8 protein-coding genes and 1 pseudogene are annotated in these 12,416 nt (G+C 68.3%); 5 read left to right on the forward strand and 4 right to left on the reverse strand.

Annotated features, from left to right (window positions below; all coding sequences use genetic code 11):
• Positions 1-350 (forward strand): response regulator (locus AAHE99_RS26380; protein ID WP_342120924.1); only part of this gene is annotated, 350 nt, incomplete at its 5' end.
• Positions 351-508: 158 nt separating this feature from the next.
• Here the strand turns inward: AAHE99_RS26380 and AAHE99_RS26385 are convergent.
• The gene (locus AAHE99_RS26385; RefSeq protein ID WP_342120925.1) at positions 509-1,753 is read right to left on the reverse strand and encodes a DUF1501 domain-containing protein; all 1,245 of its coding nucleotides are present in this window, start codon (positions 1,751-1,753) and stop codon (positions 509-511) included.
• Positions 1,754-1,768: 15 nt separating this feature from the next.
• Positions 1,769-3,127, reverse strand: a complete 1,359-nt coding sequence (locus AAHE99_RS26390) for a DUF1800 domain-containing protein (RefSeq protein ID WP_342120926.1) — start codon at positions 3,125-3,127, stop codon at positions 1,769-1,771.
• A 140-nt stretch (positions 3,128-3,267) separates the two neighbouring features.
• On the opposite strand from AAHE99_RS26390, the gene AAHE99_RS26395 reads away from it, so the two are divergent.
• The 3 genes from AAHE99_RS26395 to AAHE99_RS26405 are packed head-to-tail and all read left to right on the forward strand — an operon-like array spanning position 3,268 to position 8,917.
• The gene (locus tag AAHE99_RS26395; protein ID WP_342120927.1) at positions 3,268-4,671 is read left to right on the forward strand and encodes an efflux transporter outer membrane subunit; all 1,404 of its coding nucleotides are present in this window, start codon (positions 3,268-3,270) and stop codon (positions 4,669-4,671) included.
• A gap of 16 nt (positions 4,672-4,687) precedes the next feature.
• Entirely contained in the window at positions 4,688-5,809 is a 1,122-nt protein-coding gene (locus AAHE99_RS26400) for an efflux RND transporter periplasmic adaptor subunit (RefSeq protein WP_342120933.1), read from the forward strand.
• A 9-nt stretch (positions 5,810-5,818) separates the two neighbouring features.
• On the forward strand, positions 5,819-8,917 hold the full coding sequence (locus AAHE99_RS26405) for an efflux RND transporter permease subunit (RefSeq protein WP_342120928.1): 3,099 nt from the start codon (positions 5,819-5,821) through the stop codon (positions 8,915-8,917).
• Between the two features lie 85 nt (positions 8,918-9,002).
• On the opposite strand, the gene AAHE99_RS26410 is transcribed toward AAHE99_RS26405, so the two are convergent.
• Together AAHE99_RS26410 and AAHE99_RS26415 are read right to left on the reverse strand one after the other, a co-directional pair.
• Entirely contained in the window at positions 9,003-11,282 is a 2,280-nt protein-coding gene (locus tag AAHE99_RS26410; RefSeq protein WP_342120929.1) for a catalase, read from the reverse strand.
• A 15-nt stretch (positions 11,283-11,297) separates the two neighbouring features.
• Entirely contained in the window at positions 11,298-11,558 is a 261-nt protein-coding gene (locus tag AAHE99_RS26415; RefSeq protein ID WP_342120930.1) for a hypothetical protein, read from the reverse strand.
• Positions 11,559-11,673: 115 nt separating this feature from the next.
• Here AAHE99_RS26415 and AAHE99_RS26420 point away from each other — a divergent pair.
• Positions 11,674-12,416 (forward strand): annotated as a pseudogene (locus tag AAHE99_RS26420) (hypothetical protein); the annotation flags it as partial.

A 12,416-nucleotide genomic window follows, 5' to 3' on the forward strand; every position in this document is an offset into this window, starting at 1 on the left:
CCCGCGTGCTGCTGCTGGACGCAGCCCCTGAAAACGCCGGCCTGGTGGCCGCCATCCTGGCCCACACCGGCTATAGCGTCAGCAGCGCCACCAACCCGGCGCAAGCCGGTGCCCTGCTCGATAGCCATGCCTACGATCTGGTGCTGTGCGAACTCAGTATGGTGGAAGCGCGCCGCCTGTCCTTCCTGGCGGACGCACTGGAAATGGCACCGGGCCTGCCGGTACTGGTGATCCGGCCCGACGATGAGGATGAGCTGGCGGAACTGGGCGCGGGACGCCGCCGCAGCGTGCTATCCCATCCGCTCGACCCGCAGCAGCTGGTCGCGGCCATCGACGGCTTGCTGGCCTAAGCCAGGGCAGCCCACCAGCCCAGCGCGACCAGGCTGAAGGCCACCAGCAGCACGGCCATGATGTCTTCCGACCGCTCGTCGTCGCTGATGAGTTTCCAGAGAAATCTCAGCATTGCAAACCTCCTCCGACCAGTCTAGCACCTGGGGCGCCGGCCTGCTCAAACCAGCTTCAGTGCGGGGCCTGCCGGCAGGTTCGGGAAGGTGCGCTGCAAGGCGCTGGCATTCAGCTGCAGGTGGCGCTCGGCCACATGCGCCAGCACGTGGCGGAAGTCGGTGGTCACCGGCAGGTCGCGGCCTTCATTGAGCTGGGCGTCGGCCAGTCCTTTCCATTCGCCCGCCACCTTGCCGCCCTGGACCTTGCCGCCCAGCAGCCACATGGCGTTGCCGTGGCCATGGTCGGTGCCGCGGTTGCCGTTCTCGCGCGCGGTGCGGCCGAATTCGGACATCACCACGATCACGGTATCGTCGAACATCGGCCCCAGGCGCTGCGCCAGCGTGGCCAGGCCCTGCCCCAGCGGCTGCAGGCGGCCGGCCAGCTGGCCTTTGCCGGCGCCCTGGTTGGCGTGGGTGTCCCAGCCGCCCAGCGCGATAAAGGCCAGCTGGATATTCGGGTTGTTGCGCATCAGCGTGGCCAGGCGGCCGGCATCGTCGGGGAAACCGTTCGGCAGCGGCGCGCCGTTGTCGGCCATTTGCATCTCCGACATCATGCCGCCGTTGGCGGCGTTCATCACTTCCTGGTGCGCCTCGCGGCCCTCGGTGTAGACCTTGCCGAAGCGCTCATTGCCGGCATACAGGCGGTCGAAGGCGCGGCCGATGGCGGGCTTGTCGAGCGGCGTGGCGCGGGTGCCGGCCGGGCCGTTGGCCAGGTTGGTGGCGGGCATGGCGCCGGACAGGATGCGCGGCATCACCGGGCCGATCGACAGCGCACGGGTGGCCGAGGTTTCGCCCGGCAGGGTGCCCAGCAGGCGGTTCATCCAGCCGTCCTGGGTGCTTTTCACGCCGGGCGTGCCGGACTCCATATAGTCCTGCGCATCGAAGTGGGAGCGGCTGGCGTCGGGCGAGCCGCTGGCGTGCACGAAAGCCAGCTTCTTCTGCTGCCACAGCGGCAGCAGCGGCGCCAGCGCCGGGTGCAGGCCGAAGTAGCCGTCCAGGTCCAGCGCGCCGTCTTCCGCGCCCGGCTTGGCCAGGGCGATATTCGGGCGCAGGCGCGCATATTCGGCATCGGCCACCGGGGCCACCACGTTCATGCCGTCCACCGCGCCGCGCAGCATGACCACGATCAGCTTTTTCGCGGTGGGCGAGCCGCTGCCCGGCGCCAGGGTGGCGGCCCAGGCGTGCGGGCCAAGCGGCAGCAGCAGGCCGGCGCTGGCGGCAAAGGCGTTCAGGAATTGGCGTCGTTGCATGGCGTGCTCTCCGGATTAGCGCTGCATGAAGTCGGGGCTGCCCAGCAGCATGGCGGCGCGCAGGCGCTCATTGCTGTCGGCGATGATGTCGGCGCTGCGCTTCGAAATCGAAGCGCCCAGCGCCTGCTGCACGGTGTCGGCATCGGCGCCGGCCGACAGGGTCAGCGCGTAGCTGATACGGCGGCTCAGGCCATCGGGGTTGAGCCAGGCGCTCTCGGTGTTCTTGTAGCCGTCCGGCGTCTGGCAGCCGTACAGCGGCATGCCCAGGCGCGACAGGATGCCCACCAGCGGCTTGACTTCGGTCATCGGCATGGCGGCCGCGCGCGAGGCCGACACCACGTACTGGTAAGGGGTCTTGAACTTGGCGCCGGCGTATTGCTGGTCCATGAATTCCTGGCTGGCGAACATGGTGCGCAGCACCGAGCGGATGTCGCCGTTGCTGCTGGCCCAGGACTGCGCCATGCGCTCCACCAGGGCGGCTGGCGGCGTGTCGGCCACGAAGTACTGCGCCAGCTTGCGGCTGATATGGCGCGCGGTCGCAGGGTGCACGGCCAGTACGTCCAGCGCGTACTCGCCTTCGGCCACGCCGCGCGCGGTGACCGGCTTGCCGAGCCAGGTCTTGGGCCCGGTGTCGTGGCGGCGCGGGTCGAACACGAACTGCGCGTCGCGCTTGGGCGCGTAGGTCCAGCCGGTCAGCATGCGCGCCAGCTCGGTCACGTCCTTTTGGGTGTAGCCGCCGTCCACGCCCAGCGTGTGCAGCTCCATCAGCTCGCGCGCATAGTTTTCATTCAGGCCGCCGGCCTTGGAGACCCAGTTATCCAGGTAGAACAGCATGGCCGGGTGGCGCGCGGTGGCGCCCAGCATCTGGCGGAAGGAGCCGAACACGTAAGGACGGATGGCGTCGCGTTCATAGCTGGCCACCAGGGCGCGGTCCTGGCCCTTGCCGGCGAAGACGTTGAAGTGGTTGTACCAGAAATCGACCATCACTTCTTCCAGCTGGCGCGGGCTTTCGATGGCGCGCAGCAGGCGCGCTTCGGCCGCTTCGGACGCCATTTTCGCCACCACTTCGCGGCGCTCGCCCTGCTCGCCGTCGCGCGCTTCCTGGAAGCGGGCCAGCGCCTCGCCGGCGCTCATTTTCAGCGTCTCCAGCTTGTCCAGGCGCTGCGCCAGCGCTACCGGTAGGGCCGGCGGGTTCATTTGTTCCTCTATATAGGCCTGCACCCCGCTCTGGCGCAGCTTCTCGACATCGCCCGGGCGCGGCCCGTACGCCACCCGGTTCAACACGTGCAGGGCGGCCTGGTCGCCGGCCAGCGGCGCTGCCCAGGCGGCCGGGGAGAGTGCCGCCAGCGCGGCGATCAGTATCCAGCGTCGCATGATGTCGTCCCAATACAATGATTAACAGTCCTTTCTTTATACGCTAAGCGCCGAATTGAAGGCAAAGACTCCTTTGTATCGGGATGTTAATTGTTTGATTTATATGCTTTAATTCACGTTGCGCAAATTGAAAGGACAGCATGAAGAGTATTCAGGGCACGCTATGCGTGGCGGCCGTGCTGGCGCTCAGCGCCTGCGGCGTGACCGGGCCGGCGAAGCAGGTTGCGGCGGACGCTCCGCCGCAATGGCATACGCCCCTGCCGCACAATGGCAGCAGCGCCGAACTGGCCAACTGGTGGCAGCACCAGTCCGACCCTTTGCTGGTGCAACTGATAGAGGCCGCACAGGCGGCCAGTCCCACCATTGCCGGCGCCCAGGCGCGCTTTGCCGCAGCGCGCGTCGAGCGCACCGCGGCCGGCGCCGCCCTCGCCCCTGCGCTGACCGGCGTGCTCACTTCCACGCGAATGAGCCAGCAATCCGCCGGCGCCCCAATGAATACCACCACCCAGCTGCTGGCCCAGGCCCAGTGGGAAATCGACCTGTTCGGCGGCGGCCGCGCGCGCCGCAATGCCGCCATCGCGCGCTACGAGGGCGCCGAAGCAGGCTGGCATGAAGCCCGCGTCACCGTCGCAGCCGAAACGGCCAACCAGTATTACAGCCTGCGCGCTTGCGAAAAGCTGCTGACCGTGGCGCGCATGGATGCCGCTTCGCGCGCCCATACCGCCCGCCTGACCGACATCACCGCCAAGGCCGGCTTCCAGTCGCCGGCCTCCAATGCGCTGGCGCGCGCCAGCGCCGCCGACGGCAACAACCGCGCCGTGGCGCAGCGCGCCGCCTGCCAGAACGAACTGAAAGTACTGGTGGCGCTGACCGCCATCCCCGAACCGGCGCTGCGCGCGCGCCTGGACGACAGCGCCGCCACCGCCGTGCTGTCGCCGGCCGCCGGCGTGGCGGTCGATTCGGTGCCGGCGCAGGTGCTGGGCCAGCGTCCCGACGTTTTCAGCGCCGAGCGCGAACTGGCCGCCGCCAGCTACGACGTGGCCAGCGCGCGCGCCGACCGCCTGCCGCGCCTGGGCCTGACCGGCTCGGTGGGGCGCGGCCGCCTGCATGCCGAAGGCGAAGACATCACCGCCAACGTGTGGACCCTGGGCCCGCTGCAAATGACCCTGCCCATCATCGACTGGGGCGTACGGCGCGCCAATGTGGACGCCGCGCGCGCCCGCTACGACGCCGCCGTGGCCAACTACAAGGCCAGCGTGCGCCAGGCCGTGGCGGAAGTCGAACAGGCCCTGGTGGCGCTGCAAAGCACCCAGGAGCGCACCGCCGACGCGCAGACCGCGCTGGAAGGCTACCGCACCTTCTTCGTCGCGACCGAGGAGCGCTACCGCAACGGCCTGGCCAGCCTGCTCGAACTGGAAGAGGCCCGCCGCACCCGGCTGGCCGCAGAAAACACAGTGGTGACCTTGCAGCGCGAACGCAGCGCCGCCTGGATCGCCCTGTACCGTGCGGCAGGCGGCGGCTGGACCGCGCCCGCCGCGCAATAAGATCGGAAAAAAAATGATGAAACCACTGCACCGCACCCCGTCCGCCGTCGCCGCGCTGGCCGTCGCCACCGCGCTCGCCGCCCTGGCCCAGGCGCCATCCGCCATGGCCGACGACAAGAAGACCGCCGCCAAGCCCTCCCTGACCGTGAGCACGGTCCGTCCGCAGAAAGCCAGCCTGCCGAACCGCCTGACCGCCAACGGCAACGTCGCCGCCTGGCAGGAAGCCATCATCAGCAGCGAGTCGAACGGGCTGCGCCTGTCCGACGTCAAGGTCAACGTCGGCGACGTGGTCGACAAGGGCGAAGTGCTGGCCGTGTTTGCAGCGGAAACCCCGCAGGCCGAAGTGGCGCAGGCCAAGGCCGCGCTGATGGAAGCGGAAGCGGCGGCCGCGGAAGCCAAGGCCAACGCCGACCGCGCCCGTTCGATTGAAAGCACCGGCGCCCTGAGCGCCCAGCAGATCAGCCAATACACCACCGCCGAAGCCACCGCCCAGGCGCGCGCCGCCTCGGCCCGCGCCATGCTGAATGCGGCCGAACTGCGCCTGCGCTACACCAAAGTAGTCGCACCCGATTCGGGCGTGATCTCGGCGCGCAGCGCCACCGTCGGCGCGGTGGCAGGTCCCGGCACCGAATTGTTCCGCATGATCCGCCAGGCCCGCCTGGAATGGCGCGCCGAAGTCACCGCCGCCGACCTGCGCGGCATCAAGATCGGCTCCAGCGCCGTGGTGAAAGCCGCCAACGGCAGCGAGCTGACCGGCAAGGTGCGCATGGTGGCGCCGACCATCGACCCGCAGACCCGCTCCGCCCTGGTCTATGTCGACCTGCCGCCGAATAACGGCAAGCAGCCGCCTTTCAAGGCCGGCATGTTCGCCACCGGCCACTTCGAGCTTGGTGCTTCCGAAGCGCTGACCGTGCCGCAGCAGGCGATCACCGTGCGCGATGGCTTCAGCTACGTGTTCCGCCTGAACCAGGACCAGCGCGTGAGCCAGGTCAAGGTGCAGCCGGGCCGCCGCCTCGGCGACCGCATCGAAGTGCTGTCCGGCCTGCCCGCCGATGCGCTGATCGTGGCCGCCGGCGCCGGCTTCCTGAACGACGGCGACCTGGTCCGCAATGCCGGTGCGCCGGCGCCGGCCCGCTAAGGAGGCGCCGTGAATTTCTCCTCCCTCTCGATCAAGCACCCGGTCCCGGCGATCATGCTGTTCATCCTGCTGTCGCTGGCGGGGTGGATGGCCTATATCGCCAACCCGGTGCAGGACTTCCCCGACATCGAACTGCCGCTGGTCATCGTCAACGCTTCCCTGCCCGGCGCCGCGCCGGCCCAGCTGGAAACCGAAGTGGCGCGCAAGATCGAAGACTCGGTGGCCACGCTGCAGGGCGTGAAGAACATCCACGCCAAGGTGCTGGACGGCACCGCCACCATCACTGTTGAATTCATCCTCGAAAAGAACCTGTCCGACGCCGTCAACGAGGTGCGCGACGCCGTGACCCAGGTACGCGCCGACATGCCGGCCGAGATGCGCGACCCGGTGGTCAGCAAGGTGTCCACCGCCGGCCGCGTGATCCAGACCTTCGTCGTCACGCCCAAGGAAGGCGCGCGCATCGACGACGCGGACCTGAGCTGGTATGTCGACAACACCATTTCCAAGAAGCTGCTGGCGGTGAAAGGCATTGGCGCGGTCAAGCGGGTCGGCGGCGTGAACCGCGAAATCCGCGTCGAGCTGGACGACCAGCGCATGGCCGCCCTGCGCGTGTCGGCGCTGGACGTTTCGCGCCTGCTGCGCCAGGTCCAGAAGGAAGCGCCGGGCGGGCGCGGCGACGTGAGCGGCGCCGAGCAGTCGGTGCGCACCATCGCCACCGTGCAAAGCGCGCAGGAACTGGCGCAGATGGACCTGCCGCTGGGCGATGGCCGCCACGTGCGCCTGGAGCAGGTGGCCAGGGTCAGCGACACCGTCGCCGAGCCGCGTTCGGAAGCGGCGCAGGACGGCAAGAAAGTGGTGGCCTTCGAGGTCTTCCGCACCAAGGGCGCCAGCGAGACCCAGGTCGCCAACGACGCGCGCGCCGCGGTGGAAGAATTGCGCAAGGCGCATCCGACCATCGACATCGTGCAAACCATCGACAACGCCGAACCGGTGGACGAGAACTTCGCCGGCTCGATGGAGCTGCTGTACGAAGGCGCCATCCTGGCGGTGCTGGTGGTGTGGTGGTTCCTGCGCGACTGGCGCGCCACCCTGGTGGCGGCGTCCGCCCTGCCGCTGTCGGTGCTGCCGGCCTTCCTCGGCATGTACTGGATGGGCTATACGCTCAACACCGTGACCCTGCTGTCGCTGGCCCTGGTGGTCGGCGTGCTGGTGGACGACGCCATCGTGGAGATCGAAAACATCGAACGCCACCTGCACATGGGTAAAACCCCGATGCAGGCCGCGATGGAAGCGGCCGACGAAATCGGCATGGCGGTGATCGCCACCACCTTCGCCCTGGTGGCAGTGTTCCTGCCGACCGCCTTCATGGGCGGCATCCCCGGCAAATTCTTCAAGCAGTTCGGCTGGACGGCGGTGCTGGCGGTGCTGGCCTCGCTGGTGGTGGCGCGCTTGCTGACGCCGATGATGGCGGCGCACCTGCTGAAACCGACCAGCAAGCCGCACGCGGAAGACGGCTGGATCATGCAGCGCTATATGAAGGCGATGCGCTGGTGCCTGCAAAACCGCGGCAAGACCGCGCTGGCGGCGGGCGCCTTCTTCGTCGGCTCGATCATGCTGGTCGGCCTGCTGCCGACCGGCTTCGTACCGCCGGCCGACCGCGGCCAGACCATGGTCAACCTGGAACTGCCGCCCGGCTCCACCCTGGCCGAAACCCGCGCCATTGCCGAACGGGCGCGCCTGGCCATCATGGAAATCAAGCCGGTGACCGGCGTGTTCAGCTCCATCGGCGGCGGCTCCTCCGGCGACGCCTTCGCCCCCGGCGCTGCGGCCGAGGCGCGCCGCGCGGTGCTGACCATCACCACCAAGCACCGCAACGACCGCAAGGAATCGATTGCCGATATCGACAATATGATCCGCGACAAGCTGGCCAGCCTGCCCGGCGCGCGCTTCACCGTCGGCCCGCCGGATACCGGCGTCAAGATGCAGCTGGTGCTGCGCTCGGACGACCCAGTGGCGCTGATCGAATCGGCGCGCAAGGTGGAACGCGACCTGCGCACCCTGCAAGGCATCGGCAACGTGACCTCCAGCGCCTCGCTGGTGCGCCCGGAGATCATCGTACGCCCCGACTTTGCCAGGGCCGCCGACCTGGGCGTGACCGCCAACGCCATCGGCGAAACGGTGCGCGTGGCGACCGCCGGCGATTACGACTTCGAGCTGACCAAGATGAACCTGGCCGAACGCCAGGTGCCGATCCGCGTCAAGCTGCCGGACCATGTGCGCGCCGACCTGGACGCCATCGGCCGCCTGACCGTCCCTGGCCGCAACGGCCCGGTAATGCTGGCCAATGTCGCCACCCTCACGGTGGAATCCGGCCCGGCCCAGATCGACCGCCTGAACCGCAGCCGCAACGTGACGCTGGACGTGGAACTGGGCAGCCGCTCGCTGGGCGAGCTGGATGAAGAAGCGCGCAACCTGCCGTCGATGAAGAACCTGCCGTCCAGCGTGACGCGGGCCGAGCTGGGCGACACCCAGGAAATGGCGGCGCTGTTCGCCAGCTTCGGTATCGCCATGCTGATCGGCGTGCTGTGCATCTACGGCGTGCTGGTGCTGCTGTTCCACGACTTCCTGCAGCCGCTTACCATCCTGGCCGCGCTGCCGCTGTCGATCGGCGGCGCCTTCGTGGCGCTGCTGGTGACGCAGAAGGCGCTGTCGATGCCGTCCATGATCGGCCTGATCATGCTGATGGGGATCGTGACCAAGAACTCGATCCTGCTGGTCGACTACGCGATCCTGGCGCGCGCCGAAGGCATGAGCCGTTTCGACGCGCTGGTGGACGCCTGCCACAAGCGTTCACGCCCGATCCTGATGACCACCATCGCCATGGGCGCGGGCATGATGCCGCTGGCCCTGGGCTGGGGCGCCGACCCGAGCTTCCGCTCGCCGATGGCGACGGCGGTGATCGGCGGCCTGATTACCTCCACCCTGCTGTCGCTGCTGGTGGTGCCGGCCGTGTTCACCTACGTCGATGATGCCGAGCACCTGATCAAGCGCCTGGTGCGCAAGGTGCGCAAGCCGCACAAGCACGCCCCGGCCCCGGTCGCGGAATAGGGATCGGCCATCGCCTAACCTACGGCAGAACCCGTGTCTACTAAAGAGCCTGACCCCAAGGTGGACACGGGCGCGACTGTAGCGTTCAGACGGCGGGCGGGTCGGTCTCGCGGTCGAAACTGCGGTGGCTGGCGAGGGCCTGGATGAAGGCGGCCAGGGCGGGCTGCAGGTCGGATGGGTCGGTGCCGACCAGGCCGGGGTCGTGCGCTCCGTCGGGCAGCGTGGCCGGCAGGCCGGCTGCTCCCAGCAACATGGCGCCGGCGCCCACCGCCATCAGCGGTTTGCAGTGGCGGTACTGCAAGGTGACGAACTCCACCGCCAGCGCATTGGACGACAGTTCTTCGGCCGCCGCCGACCCGTCAGGAATCACGACCGCGTCGAACACCACGGCGGGACCGGTTTCCAGCGACATATCGGCCTCCAGCCCGCCCACCATGCCGACGTGCGGCCCGACCAGGCGTGTGACGGCGCCCTGCCCTTCCAGCTCCGCCTGCAGCGTATCGACCATGGCCTCGTCGCAGCCGGCAGCGATCAGCAGCGCCACCTTGCGGCCGCGGATGCCGGTCTGGCCGGGCCGCGACATCAGCGACAGGCCGGGTGAAGGCTGGTAGCTGGGCAGCTCAAACGCGGCGGCGATGGGCTGCGGGTCGGGCACCGTGCTGCCAAGCCGCAGCGCCACCATGTCGGCCAGCGCGGCATCGACATTGGCCAGCATGGCCAGCGTGCGCTGGCGGATCGCCGGCACCTGCACCTTGCTCAACTCAAAGCTGAAGGCGTGTGCGATGTGCATTTGTTCGTGCGGCGACTGGCTTTGCCAGAACAGGCGCGCCTGCGAGTAGTGGTCGGCGAACAACTCGGGCTTGCCGCGCACCTTGTCTTCCTGCACCGGCTCGGGGAAACTCATGAAGCCGATGCGGCCGGCCTGGAACGGGCAGCCGCCGCCCAGCGAATTCGGTTCGTAGGCCACGCGGCCGCGGTGGATGGCCTGGCGGTGCATGCCGTCGCGCTGGTTGTTGTGCACTTGCGCCAGCGGTGCGTTGATCGGGATTTCGTGGAAATTCGGCCCGCCGAGGCGGCTGATCTGGGTGTCGATGTAGGAATGGATGCGCCCCGCCAGCAAAGGGTCGTTGCTGAAGTCGATACCGGGCACCACGTGGGCGGCGCAGAAGGCCACCTGTTCGGTCTCGGCGAAGAAGTTGTCCGGATTGCGGTCCAGCACCAGCCGCCCCACCGCCTGCAGCGGCACCATTTCCTCCGGCACGATCTTGGTCGGGTCCAGCACGTCAAACGGGAATTCGGCGGCATCCTCTTCGCTGAAGACCTGCAGCGCCAGCTCCCATTCCGGGTACTCGCCCAGCTCGATTGCTTCCCACAGGTCGCGGCGGTGGAAGTCGGGGTCGGCGCCGGAAATGCGCACCGCTTCGTCCCACACCAGCGAATGGGTGCCCTGCTTCGGGATCCAGTGGAACTTGACGAAGCGCGACTGCCCGGCTGCATTCACCAGGCGGAAGGTGTGCACGCCAAAGCCCTGCATGGTGCGGAAGCTGCGCGGGATGGCGCGGTCCGACATCACCCACATCAGCATATGCATCGACTCCGGCATCAGCGAGACGAAATCCCAGAAGGTGTCGTGCGCGCTGGCCGCCTGCGGCATGGCGTTGTGCGGCTCGGGTTTGACGGAATGTACCAGGTCGGGGAACTTCATTGCGTCCTGGATGAAGAACACCGGGATATTGTTGCCGACCAGGTCCCAGTTGCCTTCGTCGGTATAAAACTTGACGGCGAAGCCGCGCACATCGCGCGCGGTATCGGTCGACCCGCGCTCGCCGGCCACGGTGGAAAAGCGCACGAAGACCGGCGTGCGCTTGCCGTCTTCGGCGAAAGGCGCGGCGCGCGTCAGCGTGGACAGTTCCTTGTAACACTCGAAGTAGCCGTGGGCGGCCGAGCCGCGCGCATGCACCACGCGCTCGGGGATGCGCTCGTGGTCGAAGTGCGTGATCTTTTCGCGTAGGATGAAGTCTTCCAGCAGGGCCGGCCCGCGCAGGCCGGCCTTCAGTGAGTTCTGGTTATCGGCAATGGGTACGCCCTGGTTGGTGCTCAGAGCGCGCTCGCTGGCGTCGGTGCGCACGCGGTCGAGCGGACCGTTGGCGGGATTGTCGCCTTGCGGCGGCACCCCGCTGCCGGTCTTGGGCGAGGCGTTGCTTTCGCTCGCAGTGCTGGCGGTTTCCAGCGCATCGGCTGCGCTGGACGATGCGCCGGCGGGTGGTACCCCCGCACCATGCTCGGCAGCCTTGTTGACGTTGTATTCAAATTGCGCGGCCAGGTCGGCGCCGCTTTTTGCCGGGTCAGGTTTGGAGGTGGCCACGTTATGCTCCCCGGTTCAATGCTTGCGCGAACCGAGCAGCTTGGACACGGCGTAGCCGGCGGCCAGCGCTACCAGCAGGGATTTGCCGGGGCTGCTGCGCACATAGTTGGCGCCCGACTCGGCAAAACGCTTGTAGGCGGCGCCCAGCTGGTCGGTCTTGGCGCCCACCTGCTCGCTGATGCTGGAGATATTGTCGGCTACTTTGTCGACCGTGCTGTGCACGCCGGCGCGCAGGTCTTTGACTGGGTTGTCGCTGGAGGTGATGTTGTGGTCCATGATCGGGGTCCTCTTTATCGTGGTTGGGGTGGAAGGATCACGATAAGGCTGTCCTGCTGCATCCACCGTGCGCCAGCTAACGATGTGCGCGTGCGATTTCTGGCAACCTGCTTGCATGATTCCTGTTGATCCAGTGCCCAGCGCTACCGCGCCGGTGCCGGCCAATACTGCGCCGCCTGTTGTTCCCGCGCAGCCTGCAGCGGCAACGGTGACGGCGCCGAGCGTATCGTCCCTGGGCTTATTCCTATCCAATCTTGTGCTGGCGCAGCGCAGCGTGCGTGAACTGGCCGCCAGCGGCGGTGACGCGGCGGCGTTTGCCGATGCGGCGCAGCAGCTGGTGGGCAACGTCAATGCGAACTCGCCGGCTTCGCTGGCAGCGGTACTGTCTTCACAGCAAGCGGGGCTGGCGCAGGCGGGCATCAGCGTTGGCAGCGATGGTGTGCTGGCGGCGGACCAGCCAGCGCTGGAAGCGGCGTTCAATGCGTCGCCGCAGCGGGCGCTGTCGGCGCTCGATACTGCGATCGGGGCGCTGGCGCAGGCGGCGGGGGAATTGCAGCCGTCTTCCGTGGCGCAGGCGCTGGCGGAGGATGCGGTTGCGCCGGCGGCGGCGCCTTCGCCTAACCTGGCCGAGTTGTCGGTGCAGGAGCGGGCGGCGGCGGAACGCCTGGCTGAAACGCGGCGCGAGGCGCAGGCGGCGCTGGTGGTCAATGAACAGGAAGATACGCAGCAGCAGCGCGCGGCCGAATTGCAGGCGGCGGAGGTGCGGCAGCTGACCAGCACCCGCGAGCAGGATCTGGCGGCGCAGGCGCTGGCCGATCGGCTGGAGGCGGCGCGCCGCGCGGCGCGGGGGCGGGGGGG

Origin of the sequence: Pseudoduganella sp. OTU4001 (assembly GCF_038440195.1) — a bacterium.
GTDB lineage: Bacteria > Pseudomonadota > Gammaproteobacteria > Burkholderiales > Burkholderiaceae_D > Rugamonas.

What these genes read in the sequence shown, in the direction of transcription:
- AAHE99_RS26385 (WP_342120925.1), bottom strand. Translation starts at nt 1,753, where the DNA reads ATGCAACGACGCCAATTCCTGAACGCCTTTGCCGCCAGCGCCGGCCTG.
- AAHE99_RS26390 (WP_342120926.1), bottom strand. Translation starts at nt 3,127, where the DNA reads ATGCGACGCTGGATACTGATCGCCGCGCTGGCGGCACTCTCCCCGGCC.
- AAHE99_RS26395 (WP_342120927.1), top strand. Translation starts at nt 3,268, where the DNA reads ATGAAGAGTATTCAGGGCACGCTATGCGTGGCGGCCGTGCTGGCGCTC.
- AAHE99_RS26400 (WP_342120933.1), top strand. Translation starts at nt 4,688, where the DNA reads ATGAAACCACTGCACCGCACCCCGTCCGCCGTCGCCGCGCTGGCCGTC.
- AAHE99_RS26415 (WP_342120930.1), bottom strand. Translation starts at nt 11,558, where the DNA reads ATGGACCACAACATCACCTCCAGCGACAACCCAGTCAAAGACCTGCGC.